Origin of the sequence: Planococcus sp. SE5232, from assembly GCF_050686535.1 — a bacterium.
In the GTDB taxonomy this organism is placed as follows: domain Bacteria; phylum Bacillota; class Bacilli; order Bacillales_A; family Planococcaceae; genus Planococcus.
Genome location: NZ_JBOGCP010000005.1, coordinates 130,044 through 145,860 on the forward strand (window position 1 = coordinate 130,044; position 15,817 = coordinate 145,860).

Sequence of the window (15,817 nt, forward strand, 5' to 3'; positions counted from 1 at the left end):
GTTCAACATTGATTCTGAATCATTTATGACGATGGTGAAAATAGGTTGAACTGGGTATCCCAAAAATCTTATTGGTGTTTCCCGGAAGAGCCAATTGAAGTCTTTTGACATAGCCGCTTTCAGCGTTGAAAGAATAAAATCCGCTTTATCTTACTCCGAATTAACGTTGAATGGTGAACAAACCGCCACATTCTCCCTTTTCCTAGATCTTTTGAGCGTCTGCAGAAATGGTTTTTGTTTTTCCCGCCGGGCTGAACGTGCTACACTAACGGACATTAAGTTTGAGAGGGGTAAACATATGATTAAAAAATGGTTCTTGACTATCGTACTGGGAGGATCCATGGCAGCACTCGCTGCGTGTGGTGGTGAAACAGCAGAAGAGACGAACGAAGAAGCAGCACCACAGGAGGAAGCAGCAGCTACAGAAGAAGGCAGTACTGAACAACCCGAAATGCCTGAACCTGATTTAGAAGGCGTGCCTGAGGTAGTGGCGGAAGTGAATGGCGAAGAAATCGTGAAAGAGGATTTTGAATCCGCTTATACTGGGCAATTCCAGCAAATGGCTATGCAAGCCCAAATGAGCGGTCAGGAAGTTGACCAGGCTCAGTTGAAAGAGCAGGTTGCTGAAAGTTTAGTGGCGCAGGAACTTCTGGTTCAGGAAACTGAAAAGCAGAAGTTGACGGCATCAGAAGAAGAAACCAATGCAGCGCTAGAGGCACTGGCTCAACAAAATGGACTCGAATCTTCTGAAGAATTTCTGGCTGCACTCGAAGAGCAGGGAATCTCTAAAGAAGAAGTCATGAAGCAGGTTGAAGCCCAAGTGAAAATAGAACAATTGATTGCAAAAGAAACTGGGGAAGTCGAACCGACGGATGAAGAACTCCAAACCTTTTACGATCAAGCACAAGCCCAGCAAGAAGAGTCGGGTGGCGAAGAACTTCCAGCTTTCGAAGAAGTGAAGCCTCAGCTTGCTGAACAGGTGAAGATGCAAAAAGAAGGGGAAGCTACACAAGCTTTAGTAGCGCAACTCCGTGAAGAAGCAGATGTTACGATTAATCTGTAATTAAGAAGCCAGATCCCCAACGGATCTGGTTTTTATTTGTTTTAAAAAGCTTACGTTCTATAGCTACAGGTATTGAATATATGTGGAATTTTCAGTTACATTATGAAGGTGCCTTATCCATCTGCAAAAGAAACAGAGGGTTTGACAGGACGGAGAATCTTCCGTATCCTTTACACTTGTGATAAAGAGAAACTTCAAGCAGCGGGGTTTTCAGCCGCGGCTGCTTTTGAGTTGACCAATTCAGGCTTGGACGGTCAGTGGACTTTCACTTGGAAAAGTGAAGAGATACTGGCCGTTAAAGCGGGATACAAAGAAAAAGGAGGTACTATATGAAAAAAGTAACCAATGTTTTTTGGATAGCTCTTGCACTTGTATTATTGGCCATTGGCTATGGCGCATTTGCACCCGATAATTTTGCAGAAGTTACAGGGAATATAGAATCGTTCCTGACCACTTCGTTCGGGTGGTATTATTTATTGGTTGTTTCCGTCATGGTTCTATTCTGTTTGTTTTTCCTTGTCAGTCCGATGGGACAAATCAAATTAGGCAAAGATACCGATAAACCCGAGTTCTCGTTCGGGACATGGATTGCCATGCTGTTTTCAGCAGGAATGGGAATCGGCCTCGTGTTCTGGGGAGCTGCAGAGCCGCTGTCGCATTTTGCGATCGACCCTGCAACCGCTGAACCTGGAAGTGCTGAAGCGATGCGCGAATCCATGCGTTTCAGCTTTTTCCACTGGGGGATTCACGCGTGGGCTATCTACGCTGTAGTGGCCTTGGCGCTTGCTTATGCCCAGTTCCGAAAAGGGGAACCCGGATTGATTTCCGCGACCTTAAAACCTTTGTTCGGAGACAAGATGAAAGGCCCATGGGGCATGCTGGTAGATGTTATCGCTGTTTTCGCAACAGTAGTCGGTGTCGCCACCACACTTGGTTTTGGCGCTATTCAGATTAATGGAGGCCTTGCCTTCCTGTTTGATGGAATACCTGGAGACAGCTTTGGTGTTCAATTGGTCATCATCGCCATAGTCACCGTACTGTTCATGTTTTCTGCATGGACTGGATTGAGTAAAGGCATCAAGTATCTTTCCAACACCAATATGGTCCTCGCTGTCGCATTGCTGTTGGCAGTCATTATTCTTGGCCCGACGCTGCTGATCATGAATATGTTTACCGATACAATCGGTACATACTTCCAGAACCTGGTTGAGATGAGTTTCCGCGCAGGTCCTGTAGACGGTGAAAACCGGGCATGGATCGATGGCTGGACGATTTTCTATTGGGCTTGGTGGATTTCCTGGTCACCATTTGTCGGTATTTTCATTGCACGTGTATCCAGAGGACGTACGATCCGCCAATTCTTATTAGGCGTCCTGATGATTCCGACTTTCATCAGCTTCCTTTGGTTCGCAGCTTTTGGTACGACCGCAATCGATGTGCAAAATAGCGGAGTGGATCTGACGGGCTTGTTGACAGAGGAAACGTTGTTCGCAGTGTTCAATGAGTTGCCGCTCGGCGTCATGCTGTCGGTCATAGCGATTTTCCTGATTACAACGTTCTTCGTCACTTCTGCCGATTCTGCGACATTTGTTCTTGGAATGCAGACAACGGGTGGTTCGTTGTATCCGCAGAACACAGTGAAACTGACTTGGGGGATTGCCCAATCGTCAATCGCTGTAATCTTATTATCCACTGGGGGGCTTGGCACATTGCAGACAGTGCTGATCATTGCGGCATTCCCGTTCTCGATCATCATGCTGTTGATGATGGCATCCTTCTATAAAGCACTCAATCTCGAATACAAAGCTATAAAACGCAAACGTTAAAACCGCCGCTTCGGCGGTTTTTTCCGTGGATAAGCGTTATAATGGAAGTCAGGCAACAACAAGATGGAGGATTTTTAACTATGGAGAAACCGCATGTATTATTAGTGGATGGAATGGCGCTGCTGTTCCGCTCTTTTTTCGCAACATCAGCCGTCGGTCAATATTTCCGGACAACTGAGGGGTTAGCTACAAATGGTGTACAGGGATTTGCCAGACATGTACTGGCAGCTAAAACCTTGATGAAGCCGACGCACATGGCCGTATGCTGGGATATGGGAGCACGGACATTCCGGACAGATCTGTTTGACGGATATAAGGCGAACCGGCCGGCACCGCCAGAAGACATGGTGCACCAGTTCGATTTGGCTCAATCGATCTCCGAGCAGCTTGGCTGGAAAAACTACGGCGAACCGGGGATTGAAGCGGATGACTTTATCGGCTCGTTCACCAAGCAATGGCAGGACCAAGTGGACTTCACCATCATTACCGGTGATAAGGACATGCTGCAATTGCTGACGCCTTCGGTCAATATTGCCTTCATGAAAAAAGGTTTCCACGTTTACGATGTCTATACCGAAATGCGTTTCATTGAAGAATACGGCATACAGCCTAACCAGTTTGCAGATGTCAAAGCGTTTATGGGCGACCCGAGCGACGGGTACCCAGGGGTCAAAGGCATCGGTCCGAAGACTGCGCTCCAGTTGATCAAAGACTACGGTTCAACGGACGGGGTACTCGATGCCATCGACGAATTGAAACCGGCTCAGAAAAAGAAAATCGACGAGCATAAGGAAATGCTCCTGTTATCAAAAAAACTGGCTGTCATCAAATGTGACATCCAGTTGGATATGCCGTTGGAGGAACTGACTGTTCCTGCTTACACCAACGACCATATTCAGTTATGCCGCGACCAGCAATTGCTGCTGCTTGCCAAACAGCTCGAGAAGAATGTCGGCGTTACTGCCGATCCTTGGGCATAATCTTTACAAAGCTCAGTACTTTACGATTTTCCAGATAAGAAACCGTCCGCATTTTGCTGGGGCGGTTTTTTTGTCCGTTGTCGTGAATATAGAGGATCAGGTCATCCGCTTCCTGTTTAAAGCCGATCAACGGCACCCAGTGGTAACTGTAAAGCGGTTTTGAAAACCAATGGAAGGTGAAGTATCGGTCGAACTTCATGGCGAGCGGCCTGCCTGCCAGTAATTCTTCTTTTACTTCTTCGATGCTGCGCACTTTCTTCACTTCGTAGCGTTGGCCGCCGACTTTGTGGAAATTTCTCAGCAGCTTCCAAGTGAACAGTCCGATGGGAGTTGAGCCAAGCAGTCGGTAAAGCTGATTGACGCCAAGCTCCAATCCTTCGTGATGCCGAAGGATAGCGGCAGCCGTAACAGGACCACAGGCAGAAGAACGATATTTTTCAAAGATGGCTTCGTCATGTTGGGACATGCCCTGAAAATCGATTAGTTGCTTCACGGCAAACACCTCCATGTCTTTTTGTTCACCCAGTTTATTCTACTACTTGAATGCTATTTTGTAGTTTCTGTAAGCAACTGTGCCAAGGCAACTCTGAAAGTCGTGTACACTTCCAGCTCTACTTGGATGCCGGCGTGAACAATCTCGCGCACAAACAACGGATTAAAGCCTGCATAAATGGCGCGCAGACCCATTAGTCCGAGAGCGGAGTTTAACTGGCTCAATTCACTGCCGAGCCCGTCATAGTCGAATTCAGCAAAATCATCCGTTGTGACGCCAGTGAAATCAAAAATGACCCGTTCTGTTTCTCGATGTTTTTCCGCATATTTTAAGACTTTGGTCCGGATCATATCAAAGCGGTCTGTAAAAATAAAACCCGCGATCGGCACTAAAATCGTTTTAGGGACAATCGATGGAATGATGGGTGCCGACATGTTCTTAATCAGCTTTTCATAATAGACCAGCTGTTCTTTCAATTCTTTAATTTCCTGTTGTGAATCCATTCCAATACCTCCGCAGTAGTTATAAGATGCTTCAATCAATTAGTAAATGTAAAATAGTGTGGGATCAGCCTCTTTGTTCACTGCGAATTGCGTTTGCCATCAGCAGCTGAAAACTGGATACGTTCTATACTATAGCGAAAAAAAGAGTAGGCGTAAGCCTACTTCTTTTGATCATTCAAAAATTCTGTAACTGATTCAGGGGATTTGGCGTTGGCACTGTGGAGATGCGCCGTCTTTTCGCCGTCTTTAAAGATCAATAGGCTTGGAATGCCCATGACATCGTATTTTTCAGCAAGATCGGGAAGCTCATCGCGGTTGACATCAAACCATTGGTACTGGTTGAATTCCTCGATGATCGGATCGATGAACATATCCATGCGTGTGCAGTCCGGACACCAGCCTGCCTGGAATTTCACGATTACCGGGTCATTGCCTTTTATAACTTCGTTAAATTGTTCGTTCGTAGTAAGTGATTTCATTGCATTGCCTCCTTATAGGTTCTCTCTCAGTTTACCTTGCTTTTATTAAATCGCAAAGAATTTGTTCTTGAAAATTTTTGGGAGTTTTTAACGATTAAATATTGCGAAAAAAGAAAATATAACTTACACTAAGAGACATAGAGAACGTTCTATTTTTTTAATTAAAAAATGAATGAGTATTCATTCAAAAATTCAAGGAGGGTTTTGCTAGTGGCTTACCAAATTAGAAAAGCGGCTGTACTCGGTTCAGGTGTAATGGGTTCGGGAATTGCAGCGCACCTTGCAAATATAGGAATCCCTGTATTATTGCTTGATATTGTTCCGCGTGAATTATCGAAGGAAGAACAGGCAAAAGGGCTGACTCTTGGAGACAAGGCGGTGCGCAATCGAATTGCAACCGGATCTATCCAGAAACTGCTCAAACAGAAACCTGCTCCATTGACTGCTAAAAAGAACCTTCAATTGATCACGCCGGGAAATCTGGAAGACGATCTGGAAAAATTAAAAGATGTCGACTGGGTCATTGAAGTCATCGTCGAAAACCTTGACGTTAAAAAATCCTTATACGAAAAGATCGATGGCGTCAGAAAAGACGGCACCATCATTTCTTCAAATACATCCGGCATCAGCATCAATGCGATGGTGGAAGGGCGCTCAGAAGATTTCGGCAAGCATTTCCTGGGGACTCACTTTTTCAACCCACCACGCTACCTGAAATTGCTGGAAGTGATTCCTGCAAAAACAACGGCTCCGGAAGTAGTGGAGTTCGTGTCGACATTCGGGGAAGACAATTTAGGAAAAGGCGTCGTCATCGCTAAAGATACGCCGAACTTCATCGCAAACCGGATCGGTACTTACGGCTTGCTTGTGACTTTGCGCGAAATGATGGCGCGCGGCTATTCGATCGGAGAAGTGGACTCTGTTACCGGACCATTGATCGGCCGTCCGAAATCGGCGACATTCCGGACTTTGGATGTGGTTGGACTAGATACCTTCATGCATGTTGCCAAAAATGTCTATGACCAGACTACCGGCGAAGAACAGAAGGTCTTTGAAGCACCTGAGTTCATGGCCAAGATGGTTGAGAACGGCTGGCTTGGAGCTAAATCGGGGCAAGGATTCTTCCTGAAAAAAGACAAAGAGATATTGGAACTTGATCCAGAAACTTTGGAATACCGCACAGCGGGTAAATTGAAAACGCCTTCACAGGAAATGGCGAAGCAACAAAAAGGCCTAGCAGCTAAGATGAAAACGCTTGTCTATGCAGAAGACCGTACCGGTGAACTGCTTTGGAGCATCTTGGCTCCGACATTGCGGTATTCGGCTGAACTGAACGGGGAAATCGCAGACGACATCGTTGCCATCGACAATGCCATGAAGTGGGGCTTTGGCTGGGAACAAGGACCGTTTGAAGTCTGGGATGCCATCGGTGTCCAAAAATCAGTTGAGAAAATGAAGCAGGAAGGGCATTCGATTCCGGCATTTGTGCAGTCTTTGCTGGACAGTGGAAACGAAACCTTCTATAAAGAAGAAAACGGCGATCTTCATTTCTTCGACGGCACGAATTATCAGCCGGTTCCAGTCAATGAAAAAGTCATCGACTTGAAACGCTATAAGAAAAAGCATGGCGTCATTAAATCGAATTCGGGTGCAAGCCTGATCGACTTGGGCGATGGCATTGCTTTGCTTGAATTCCATTCACGTTCGAATGCCATCGGTTTGGATATCATGCAGATGATCAATTATGCAGTCGACGAAGTGGAGAAGAACTTCAAAGGGCTTGTCATCGGCAACCAGGGCAAGAACTTCTGTGTCGGCGCTAACCTCGGCATGATCCTGATGGAAGCACAAGACGACAATATTTTCGAACTTGATTTCACGATCAAGACTTTCCAAAATGCCATGATGAAAATCAAATACAGCAATAAACCAGTAGTAGCAGCTCCATTCGGCATGTCGCTTGGCGGCGGTGCGGAAGTGGCGTTGCCCGCAGCACATATCCAGGCTTCGATGGAAACCTATATGGGCTTAGTGGAAGCAGGCGTAGGGCTTATCCCTGGCGGTGGCGGAAACAAAGAGCTGTATATGAAGCAATTGAAAGGTCTGCCAAATGGTGTGACAGTGGATTACCAGAATATCGCCAGCAAAGTATTCGAATCGATTGCGATGGCAAAAGTATCGACATCGGCAGAAGAAGCCCGTGAAAATAACTTCCTGAATTTCGTGGACGGCATCAGCGTCAACAGTGACCATCTGATCTACGATGCAAAACAGGCGGCTCTTTCGCTTTACGAAACCGGTTATCAGGCACCTCTACGTGAAAAAGTACCCGTTACCGGTGAGCCTGGCTACGCAACCTTGTTATTGGGTGCGGAAGGCATGTTCATTTCCGGCTATATCACTGAATATGATTTAAAAATCGCTAAAAAATTGGCGTTTGTCCTATCAGGCGGGAAAGTTCCATATGGCACGAAAGTGGATGAGCAGTACCTGCTTGACCTTGAACGCCAGGCATTCTTAAGCCTCGTGGCAGAACCGAAAACCCAGCAGCGCATGCAGCATATGCTGGTCAAAGGAAAACCATTACGTAATTAATCGTTAATCATAAAAGGAGGAACTACACATGCGTGAAGCAGTAATCGTGGCCAGTGCTCGGACACCGGTCGGAAAAGCGGGAAAAGGTTCTTTAGCGACTGTACGTCCGGATGATTTCGGCGCATTGGTCGTTAGGGAAGCGCTACAGCGGGCTGGCGGATATGACGGACCGATAGATGATTTGATCATGGGCTGCGCCATGCCGGAAGCAGAGCAGGGTATGAATATCGCCCGCAATATCGGAGCACTTGCAGGATTGCCGGATACGGTATCAGCCGTTACCGTCAACCGCTTCTGTTCATCAGGCCTTCAGTCGATCGCCTATGCAGCAGAACGCATTATGGTCGGATCAGCAGAAGCGATCATCGCCGGTGGTGTGGAATCGATGAGCATGGTGCCGATGATGGGCAACGTCATCCGCCCAAATGCGAAATTGGCCGAAACAGCCCCTCAGTATTATATGAGCATGGGGCATACCGCGGAACAGGTAGCTACGCAATACGGCATCAGCCGTGAAGACCAGGATGCATTTTCTGTCCGTTCACACGAAAAAGCAGCAGCAGCAATTGCAGCCGGAAACTTTGATGAAGAGATTATTCCGGTTGAAGTGATTAAACGATATGTAGACGACAACAATAAATACCAGGAGAAATCTTCCATGTTCGAAATGGATGAAGGCGTTCGTCACGGAACCAGCATCCAAACCTTGAACAAATTGCGTTCCGCATTCTCAGCACGCGGAACCGTTACCGCCGGAAACTCATCACAAACTTCTGACGGCGCCGGCGCATTGCTGGTCATGGACCGTGAAAAAGCGGAATCCCTCGGGCTGAAGCCGATCGCTAAGTTCCGTTCATTCGCAACAGGCGGTGTACCACCGGAAATCATGGGCATCGGACCTGTCGTCGCTATTCCAAAAGCCTTGAAATTAGCCGGATTGACGATTGAGGATATCGACGTATGGGAACTGAATGAAGCATTCGCTTCGCAGTCGCTTGGCGTTATCCGCGAGCTTGGCCTGGACATCGACAAAGTCAACTTCAACGGTGGAGCTATTGCACTTGGCCACCCGCTAGGTGCGACAGGTTCCATCCTGACAATCCGCATGATGAGTGAACTAAAACGCCAAGGCAAACAGTTCGGCGTCGTCACAATGTGTATCGGTGGAGGAATGGGCGCAGCAGGCGTCTTTGAAATGCTGTAGAAATAGATTTTAGGAATTAAAGAGTAGAGTAGGTCTGAAGAAATCGCTTCAGGCGGAACTGGTTTGCGGAATATCCACAACACCTTAAGCTCATAATAAAACATGAACTCAACATATAATAAGCAATTACAAAATAGGAGGAATACAAAATGGAACAATCAAAAACATTGATCAAAGGCGGTAGTTTCTTAATTGAAGAGGCGGATCTGTCACGTGTGTTCACACCGGAAGATTTCACGGAAGAGCAAAAAATGATCGCGAAGACGACGGAGGATTACGTTAACACTGAAGTGATGCCTGTTGTCGAAAACTTGGAAAACCATGAATTCGAACATTCCGTCCGTCTATTGAAAACGGCTGGAGAGCTTGGGCTTCTTGGTGCTGATGTACCAGAACAATACGGCGGCCTTGGATTGGACAAAATCGCTTCAGCGCTGATCGCTGAAAAAATGTCGAAAGCAGGCGGTTTCTCAATCACTCATGGCGCACATGTCGGAATCGGTTCATTGCCGATCGTTCTTTTCGGTAACGAAGAGCAAAAACAAAGCTATCTGCCACGATTGGCTTCTGGCGAAATGATTGCAGCTTATGCTTTGACTGAGCCAAGCTCAGGATCGGATGCATTAGGAGCGAAGACAGTTGCCAAGCTGAACGAAGCAGGCACTCATTATGTGTTGAACGGTGAAAAGCAATGGATCACCAATGCTGGGTTTGCGGATGTCTTCGTAGTCTATGCGAAAATCGATGGAGACAAATTCTCTGCCTTTATCGTAGAACGTGAATTCCCAGGCGTTTCTGTTGGACCGGAAGAAAAGAAAATGGGCATCAAATCTTCTTCTACACGGACATTGATCCTGCAGGATGCTGAAGTTCCTGTCGAAAACTTATTGGGCGAAGCTGGGCGTGGACATATCATCGCGTTCAACATCCTGAACATCGGGCGCTACAAATTGGGAGTGGGTACAATCGGAGCTTCCAAGCGCGCAATGGAATTGACGATCCCTTATACGAACCAGCGCCAACAGTTCAAGACACCGATCTCTTCATTTAACTTGACGCGTGAGAAATTGGCCACGATGGCTTCTAAATTATATGCAGTTGAAAGCTCTGTTTACCGTACTGTTGGATTGTTCGAAGACCGCATGAGCGGATTTACGGATGAGCAGCATGCAGACGGTAAATTAGTGGCTGACTCCATCGCTGAATTTGCAGTGGAATGTTCACTCAATAAATTCTTCGGTACGGAAACATTGGATTATATTGTGGATGAAGGCGTACAATTGCATGGCGGCTACGGCTTTATGCAGGAATACGAAATCGAGCGCATCTACCGCGATTCACGCATCAACCGTATTTTTGAAGGAACCAACGAAATCAACCGCTTGCTTGTTCCAGGAACGCTTTTGCGTAAAGCGATGAAAGGCGAATTGCCATTATTGCAGCATGCACAGCAGCTTCAGGAAGAGCTATTGATGATGATGCCGGAAGAAGTCGGCACCGAAGCGTTGGCTCAAGAGAAATACCTGGTGAAAAATGCGAAGAAAATCGCATTGCTGGCAGCTGGGCTTGCCGCTCAGACTTACGGCACGAAACTGGAAGCCGAGCAGGAAGTGCTTGTTAACATCGCAGACATTGTCAGCAACGTCTTTGCAATGGAATCAGTAGTCTTGCGTACAGAAAAGGCGATTGCTGCATCAGGCGAGGAAAAAGCCAAGCAAAAACTGCTATATACGCAAATCTACTGCCAGGAAGCATTCGATCAAATCGAAAAAGATGCGAAAGAAACATTGATTGCTGCCATCGAAGGCGACAACCAGCGAATGATGCTTTCTGCGTTGCGCAAACTGACTCGTTCAACGCCTTACAACGTGATTGCGAAAAAACGCGAAGCGGCTGTCAAGCTGATCGATGTCGAAAAATACATCGTTTAATGAGTAGTGGAAAACAGGCATCCCCAGCTGTATCGGGTTTGCCTGTTTTTTTAGTCGTCGACCGAAAGCTTTCTTTTTGGTAAGCTTAGAAAAAAGGGAGGTACTAACGTGATTACTTATTATGCATACCCGAAATGCACAACTTGCCGGAAAGCAAAAAGTTGGCTGAACCAAAATGGTGTGGAATACAACGAAATACATATTGCAGAAAACCCGCCGACAAAAGAACAGTTGACGGAGATTTATGAGGCAAGCGATTTGGAATTGAAGAAGTTCTTCAATACGAGCGGCTTGGTTTACCGTTCGCTTGGACTTAAAGAAAAGCTGTCGGACATGTCCGAAGAACAGCAATTGGAGCTTCTGGCTTCAGATGGCATGCTGATCAAACGGCCGTTGGCGTGGGACGGGAAAACTGTGACACTTGGGTTTAAGGAAGCAGATTACCAAAATAGCTGGCTGTAGTAGATTTGTGTCATCTTGTATTTCACAGCCGTTTATGTCAAACTGAATTTGAATGAACTACATAATTTGGAGGGGTCAAGATGAGCACACCAGAAGAACTTCGTTATTCAAAAGAACATGAATGGGTCAAAATCGAAGATGGCAATGCGCGTATCGGAATTACTCATTTCGCACAGGCTGAATTGGGGGATATCGTTTTCGTTGAACTTCCACAAGTCGGGGATGAACTGAAAAAAGATCAGCCTTTCGGCAGCGTGGAATCCGTTAAGACGGTTTCGGAATTGTATGCACCAATCAGCGGGAAAGTTGTCGAAGTTAACTCTGAGCTTGAAGACAGCCCGGAATTCGTCAACGAGTCACCTTACGAGCAGGCTTGGATGGTGGTTATCGAAGCTCCTTCAGAAGATGAAGTCAGCGCATTGATGACAGCAGACCAATACAAAGAAATGATCAACGAGTAATCCTGGAAAGCGCCTGTATTTTGGCGCTTTTTTTTATGGGCAGCAATTCAAAAATGCTTAACCCTTAATGGATCCAAATCAGAAGGTCTGTCGATGTATAAATGAAACCAAGGGTTTTTAGGCAGCCTTTTTGTGGAATACCAAATTATAAAGGTATCTTATGTACAATAGATAGCCTCTTGTCTTTTAGGATTCTAAACTCGATGGGGTGAGTGTATATGGGAAAGGTGATCGTGGTGGAAGGGATCAGCGATAAATCGAGGATTGCACCGCTCATTGCAGAACCCGTGACGATTCTTTGCACAAATGGTACAGTTAGTGTATCGAGACTTGAAGAATTATTGCTGCCATACGAAGGTCAGGACATCATCATATTAGTGGATGCAGACTCTTCAGGAGAAAAATTGCGGAAGCTGGTCAAACGCGAGTTTCCCGAAGCCCGGCATTTCTATGTCAACAGGAGCTACAAGGAAGTCGCGAAAACCCCGCTTCGCATCCTGAAGGATGTGCTCATTTCAGCGAATGTCCAGGTCAATAAGCTATTGATAGAGGGATGAAGAAGATGAAGGAATGGACTCATAAAGAATGGATCAAAGAAAAGAATACAAAACGGATCACTGCATTTTATTTATACACGCCGATGTGCGGAACCTGCCAAGTGGCATCTAAAATGCTGTCTGTCGTCACAGAGCTGTTGCCGGATCTGCAGTTAGGCAAAGCGAACTTGAATTACGTTCAGGAAATTGCGGGTTTATATGAAGTGGAAAGCGTGCCATGCCTGCTGATTACAGAAGATGGCCAATTGAAAGAAAAAATATATGCTTTCCAATCAGTTCCTTATTTATATGACAAGTTAAAATCTGTTGACGAATATAGCCGGTCGTGGTAAATTGGATTTCTGATCAAATAATTTCATATCGAAACTCTTATTAAGAGTGGTGGAGGGAAGTGCCCTATGAAGCCCGGCAACCGTCATGAAAATGAAATGGTGCCAAATCACACGAAGCGAAAGCTTTGGAAGATGAGAGATTGGTTTTCGTGTAATATACGTTTGCCCTTCTGCTCAGTTATGCGCGGAAGGGCTTTTATTTTTAGGATTCAGGGGTGTACAACGAATGATTGAGTTAACAAAAGTGACAAAAAAGTTCGACACAGGAAAAGCGGTCCTTACGGCTGTGGACCAAGTCGATTTATCTATTGCTGATGGAGAAATATTCGGCATCATCGGATACAGTGGCGCCGGTAAAAGTACATTGATTCGTTTGTTGAATGGCTTGGAAAAACCGACATCAGGTACGGTGGAAATCAATGGCAAGGTGATTACCTCCATCAAAGGCGGGGAATTGCGGAAGGCCCGACAAAAAGTCAGCATGATTTTCCAGCATTTTAATCTGCTGTGGTCCCGGACCGTGAAAGAAAATATTGAATTTCCGCTTGAAATTGCTGGAGTGTCGAAACAACAGCGCGGAAAGCGGGTTCAGGAACTGATTGAGCTAGTCGGCTTGGCCGGGCGTGAACATGCCTATCCATCCGAACTTTCAGGTGGCCAGAAACAGCGTGTCGGCATTGCCCGTGCGCTGGCAAACGATCCAGAGGTCCTATTATGTGATGAAGCGACGTCAGCACTTGATCCGGAAACAACAGATGCCATCCTGGATTTGCTGGTGGACATCAATAAACGATTGGGATTGACGATTGTTCTAATTACGCACGAAATGCATGTCATCCGTAAGATTTGCCATCGTGTGGCGGTCATGGAAGGCGGTCGGGTTGTTGAACTTGGCGATGTCCTCAATGTCTTCCAATCACCAAAAGAGGAAATTACGAAGCGTTTTGTTGCACAGGTGACCGATTCCGGAGATTCTGAGGAAACCATCAAAAATCTGCGGGAGCTATATCCTACAGGTGAACTGGTGAAATTGGTTTTTGTCGGTGAGCAGACTGAACAACCGATTCTGACGAAACTGATCCGCAGCCATGCAGTGGAAGTCAATATTGTCCAGGGCAATATCTCGCATACCCAGCGCGGAGCATATGGAACATTGATTTTGCAGTTGAAAGGTTCTAAAGCAGAAATTGAAGAAGCACTGGCATTTCTTCGCACGGAAGATGTTCAGGCGGAGGTGATGCACAATGATTGATTCTTTATTTCCGAATGTAGATTGGGACAGCATGTGGGAAGCAACACTTGAAACGCTCTATATGACAGCATTATCGACTGTGTTTACGTTTGTAATCGGTTTAGCTCTGGGAATTATCTTGTTTTTAACGGCGCCGAAACAGTTATGGGCCAACAAAGTGGTCAATTGGCTAACAGGAGCGTTCGTCAATATATTCCGTTCGATTCCTTTTATCATCCTAATCATCCTGTTAATTCCTTTCACTTTATTCCTAATGGGCTCGATTCGGGGACCGAATGCGGCTTTGCCCGCATTGATTATCGGCTCGGCTCCGTTTTACGCTCGTATGGTACTTATTGCATTGAAGGAAATTGACAAAGGGGTCATCGAAGCGGCCCGTTCTATGGGTGCGACGACGGGCACCATCATCTGGAAAGTCCTGTTGCCGGAATCGAAGCCGGCCTTGATTTCGGGTATTACGGTAACAGCCATTGCACTCGTCGGCTATACGGCTATGGCGGGCATTATTGGCGCTGGCGGTCTTGGGACATTAGCTTTCCTGGATGGCTTCCAGCGCAGCCGTGAAGACGTTACGTTGATGGCGACGATCTTAATCCTGATCATCGTCTTCGTAATCCAATATATCGGCGATCTCGCCACTACAAAAGCAGACAAACGGTAACAGCGGATTTTTCCGTCCTATAAATAAAACACATTATAAGGGAGAGATTGAACATGAAGAAATTTGTAGTAGGAACAGCATTGACGGCTTTGGTACTTGCAGGATGCGGCAATGGCGGAGCAAGTGAAGAAGAATCCCAAACATTGCGCGTAGGGGCTTCCAACGTGCCGCACGCTGAAATTTTAGAACAGGCTCAACCGATTCTTGAAGAACAGGGAATTGAACTGGAAATTGAAACCTACCAGGATTATATCCTGCCGAATGAAGATTTGGAATCTGGCGAAATTGATGCCAACTACTTCCAACACGTTCCATATCTTGCATCACAAGTTGCGGATCATGGCTATGAGTTTGAAAACGCTGGCGGTATCCACATCGAACCAATCGGTGTCTATTCGCAGGATTATGCTTCTCTTGATGAACTTCCAGAAGGCGGAACCATCCTGATGAGCAACTCGGTAGCAGACCATGGCCGCATTCTTTCTTTGCTTGAAGCTGAAGGCCTGATCACATTGGCAGAAGGCGTCGATAAGACGGCTGCTGAAGTGAGTGATGTTGTTGAAAACCCGAAAAATCTTCAATTTGATGCTGATTACGAAGCAGCTTTGCTGGTTCAGATGTATGAAGCTGGAGAAGGCGATGCAGTATTGATCAACTCGAACTACGCAATTGATGCAGGCATCAGCCCGTTGGAAGATTCAATTGCACTTGAATCATCAGAGTCGCCGTATGTAAACATTATTGCCGTACGCGCGGGTGACGAAGAAAACGAAAACATTACTGCGTTGGTGGAAGTATTGAAATCTCAGGAAATCCAGGATTTCATCCTGGAAGAGTGGGGCGGTTCAGTAGTACCCGTAGACTGAGTAGAAAAAGCATCCTTTTGGATGCTTTTTTATTTTTTTGTCTAAATAATAGAAATATTTCGCGTTTTCGTGAACACCTTACATTCAGAGAAGGTCTGTGCTACTTTTGAATAATAAAAAGAAGCATTTGTTCACATGAGGAGGACATATTG

Annotated in this window: 16 protein-coding genes and 1 riboswitch; of the genes, 13 read left to right on the forward strand and 3 right to left on the reverse strand. The window is 46.1% G+C overall.

The window, feature by feature from the left end; translation table 11 throughout:
- Nucleotides 1-298 precede the first annotated feature (298 nt).
- From ACRC6Q_RS16415 to ACRC6Q_RS16425, 3 genes are all read left to right on the forward strand, one after another.
- Entirely contained in the window at nucleotides 299-1,063 is a 765-nt protein-coding gene (locus ACRC6Q_RS16415) for a SurA N-terminal domain-containing protein (RefSeq protein WP_431467044.1), read from the forward strand.
- A 329-nt stretch (nucleotides 1,064-1,392) separates the two neighbouring features.
- Nucleotides 1,393-2,889 carry a glycine betaine uptake BCCT transporter gene (locus ACRC6Q_RS16420; RefSeq protein ID WP_223641838.1) on the forward strand — a complete coding sequence of 499 codons (1,497 nt, stop codon included), beginning with the start codon at nucleotides 1,393-1,395 and terminating at the stop codon, nucleotides 2,887-2,889.
- 80 nt (nucleotides 2,890-2,969) lie between these two features.
- Nucleotides 2,970-3,869 (forward strand): 5'-3' exonuclease, encoded by a 900-nt coding sequence (locus ACRC6Q_RS16425; RefSeq protein ID WP_223641840.1) that lies wholly within the window; start codon nucleotides 2,970-2,972, stop codon nucleotides 3,867-3,869.
- Here ACRC6Q_RS16425 and ACRC6Q_RS16430 read toward each other — a convergent pair.
- The 3 genes from ACRC6Q_RS16430 to ACRC6Q_RS16440 form a co-directional block, all read right to left on the reverse strand.
- Complete coding sequence (locus ACRC6Q_RS16430) at nucleotides 3,847-4,362, reverse strand: hypothetical protein (protein ID WP_431467045.1); 516 nt, start codon at nucleotides 4,360-4,362, stop codon at nucleotides 3,847-3,849. The genes ACRC6Q_RS16425 and ACRC6Q_RS16430 overlap by 23 nt on opposite strands.
- A 53-nt stretch (nucleotides 4,363-4,415) precedes the next feature.
- The gene (locus ACRC6Q_RS16435; RefSeq protein ID WP_223641845.1) at nucleotides 4,416-4,865 is read right to left on the reverse strand and encodes an STAS domain-containing protein; all 450 of its coding nucleotides are present in this window, start codon (nucleotides 4,863-4,865) and stop codon (nucleotides 4,416-4,418) included.
- A gap of 158 nt (nucleotides 4,866-5,023) precedes the next feature.
- Nucleotides 5,024-5,344 carry a thioredoxin family protein gene (locus tag ACRC6Q_RS16440; protein WP_223641847.1) on the reverse strand — a complete coding sequence of 107 codons (321 nt, stop codon included), beginning with the start codon at nucleotides 5,342-5,344 and terminating at the stop codon, nucleotides 5,024-5,026.
- Nucleotides 5,345-5,554: 210 nt separating this feature from the next.
- Between ACRC6Q_RS16440 and ACRC6Q_RS16445 the strand changes: the two genes are divergently transcribed.
- From ACRC6Q_RS16445 to ACRC6Q_RS16490, 10 genes are all read left to right on the forward strand, one after another.
- Nucleotides 5,555-7,939 carry a 3-hydroxyacyl-CoA dehydrogenase/enoyl-CoA hydratase family protein gene (locus ACRC6Q_RS16445; protein WP_223641849.1) on the forward strand — a complete coding sequence of 795 codons (2,385 nt, stop codon included), beginning with the start codon at nucleotides 5,555-5,557 and terminating at the stop codon, nucleotides 7,937-7,939.
- Between the two features lie 28 nt (nucleotides 7,940-7,967).
- Nucleotides 7,968-9,143, forward strand: a complete 1,176-nt coding sequence (locus ACRC6Q_RS16450; protein WP_223641851.1) for an acetyl-CoA C-acetyltransferase — start codon at nucleotides 7,968-7,970, stop codon at nucleotides 9,141-9,143.
- Between the two features lie 149 nt (nucleotides 9,144-9,292).
- Entirely contained in the window at nucleotides 9,293-11,074 is a 1,782-nt protein-coding gene (locus ACRC6Q_RS16455; RefSeq protein ID WP_223641853.1) for an acyl-CoA dehydrogenase family protein, read from the forward strand.
- Between the two features lie 108 nt (nucleotides 11,075-11,182).
- The gene (locus ACRC6Q_RS16460; RefSeq protein WP_223641855.1) at nucleotides 11,183-11,536 is read left to right on the forward strand and encodes an arsenate reductase family protein; all 354 of its coding nucleotides are present in this window, start codon (nucleotides 11,183-11,185) and stop codon (nucleotides 11,534-11,536) included.
- Between the two features lie 80 nt (nucleotides 11,537-11,616).
- Entirely contained in the window at nucleotides 11,617-11,997 is a 381-nt protein-coding gene (gene gcvH / locus ACRC6Q_RS16465) for a glycine cleavage system protein GcvH (RefSeq protein ID WP_223641857.1), read from the forward strand.
- 218 nt (nucleotides 11,998-12,215) lie between these two features.
- On the forward strand, nucleotides 12,216-12,554 hold the full coding sequence (locus ACRC6Q_RS16470) for a toprim domain-containing protein (RefSeq protein ID WP_223641859.1): 339 nt from the start codon (nucleotides 12,216-12,218) through the stop codon (nucleotides 12,552-12,554).
- A 5-nt stretch (nucleotides 12,555-12,559) separates the two neighbouring features.
- Complete coding sequence (locus ACRC6Q_RS16475) at nucleotides 12,560-12,886, forward strand: thioredoxin family protein (protein ID WP_223641861.1); 327 nt, start codon at nucleotides 12,560-12,562, stop codon at nucleotides 12,884-12,886.
- Between the two features lie 34 nt (nucleotides 12,887-12,920).
- A riboswitch (SAM riboswitch) is annotated at nucleotides 12,921-13,025 on the forward strand.
- 87 nt (nucleotides 13,026-13,112) lie between these two features.
- Nucleotides 13,113-14,138, forward strand: a complete 1,026-nt coding sequence (locus ACRC6Q_RS16480) for a methionine ABC transporter ATP-binding protein (RefSeq protein WP_223641863.1) — start codon at nucleotides 13,113-13,115, stop codon at nucleotides 14,136-14,138.
- Nucleotides 14,131-14,799 carry a methionine ABC transporter permease gene (locus tag ACRC6Q_RS16485; protein WP_223641864.1) on the forward strand — a complete coding sequence of 223 codons (669 nt, stop codon included), beginning with the start codon at nucleotides 14,131-14,133 and terminating at the stop codon, nucleotides 14,797-14,799. Before ACRC6Q_RS16480 ends, ACRC6Q_RS16485 begins: the two co-directional genes overlap by 8 nt.
- A gap of 53 nt (nucleotides 14,800-14,852) precedes the next feature.
- Nucleotides 14,853-15,665 carry a MetQ/NlpA family ABC transporter substrate-binding protein gene (locus tag ACRC6Q_RS16490; protein ID WP_223641866.1) on the forward strand — a complete coding sequence of 271 codons (813 nt, stop codon included), beginning with the start codon at nucleotides 14,853-14,855 and terminating at the stop codon, nucleotides 15,663-15,665.
- Nucleotides 15,666-15,817 lie beyond the last annotated feature (152 nt).

Excerpts from the sequence above, each read along its gene's own strand:
- ACRC6Q_RS16425 (WP_223641840.1), top strand. The coding sequence starts at position 2,970 with ATGGAGAAACCGCATGTATTATTAGTGGATGGAATGGCGCTGCTGTTC.
- ACRC6Q_RS16435 (WP_223641845.1), bottom strand. The coding sequence starts at position 4,865 with ATGGATTCACAACAGGAAATTAAAGAATTGAAAGAACAGCTGGTCTAT.
- ACRC6Q_RS16455 (WP_223641853.1), top strand. The coding sequence starts at position 9,293 with ATGGAACAATCAAAAACATTGATCAAAGGCGGTAGTTTCTTAATTGAA.
- gcvH (WP_223641857.1), top strand. The coding sequence starts at position 11,617 with ATGAGCACACCAGAAGAACTTCGTTATTCAAAAGAACATGAATGGGTC.
- ACRC6Q_RS16440 (WP_223641847.1), bottom strand. The coding sequence starts at position 5,344 with ATGAAATCACTTACTACGAACGAACAATTTAACGAAGTTATAAAAGGC.
- ACRC6Q_RS16475 (WP_223641861.1), top strand. The coding sequence starts at position 12,560 with ATGAAGGAATGGACTCATAAAGAATGGATCAAAGAAAAGAATACAAAA.
- ACRC6Q_RS16470 (WP_223641859.1), top strand. The coding sequence starts at position 12,216 with ATGGGAAAGGTGATCGTGGTGGAAGGGATCAGCGATAAATCGAGGATT.
- ACRC6Q_RS16480 (WP_223641863.1), top strand. The coding sequence starts at position 13,113 with ATGATTGAGTTAACAAAAGTGACAAAAAAGTTCGACACAGGAAAAGCG.
- ACRC6Q_RS16420 (WP_223641838.1), top strand. The coding sequence starts at position 1,393 with ATGAAAAAAGTAACCAATGTTTTTTGGATAGCTCTTGCACTTGTATTA.
- ACRC6Q_RS16485 (WP_223641864.1), top strand. The coding sequence starts at position 14,131 with ATGATTGATTCTTTATTTCCGAATGTAGATTGGGACAGCATGTGGGAA.
- ACRC6Q_RS16490 (WP_223641866.1), top strand. The coding sequence starts at position 14,853 with ATGAAGAAATTTGTAGTAGGAACAGCATTGACGGCTTTGGTACTTGCA.
- ACRC6Q_RS16450 (WP_223641851.1), top strand. The coding sequence starts at position 7,968 with ATGCGTGAAGCAGTAATCGTGGCCAGTGCTCGGACACCGGTCGGAAAA.
- ACRC6Q_RS16415 (WP_431467044.1), top strand. The coding sequence starts at position 299 with ATGATTAAAAAATGGTTCTTGACTATCGTACTGGGAGGATCCATGGCA.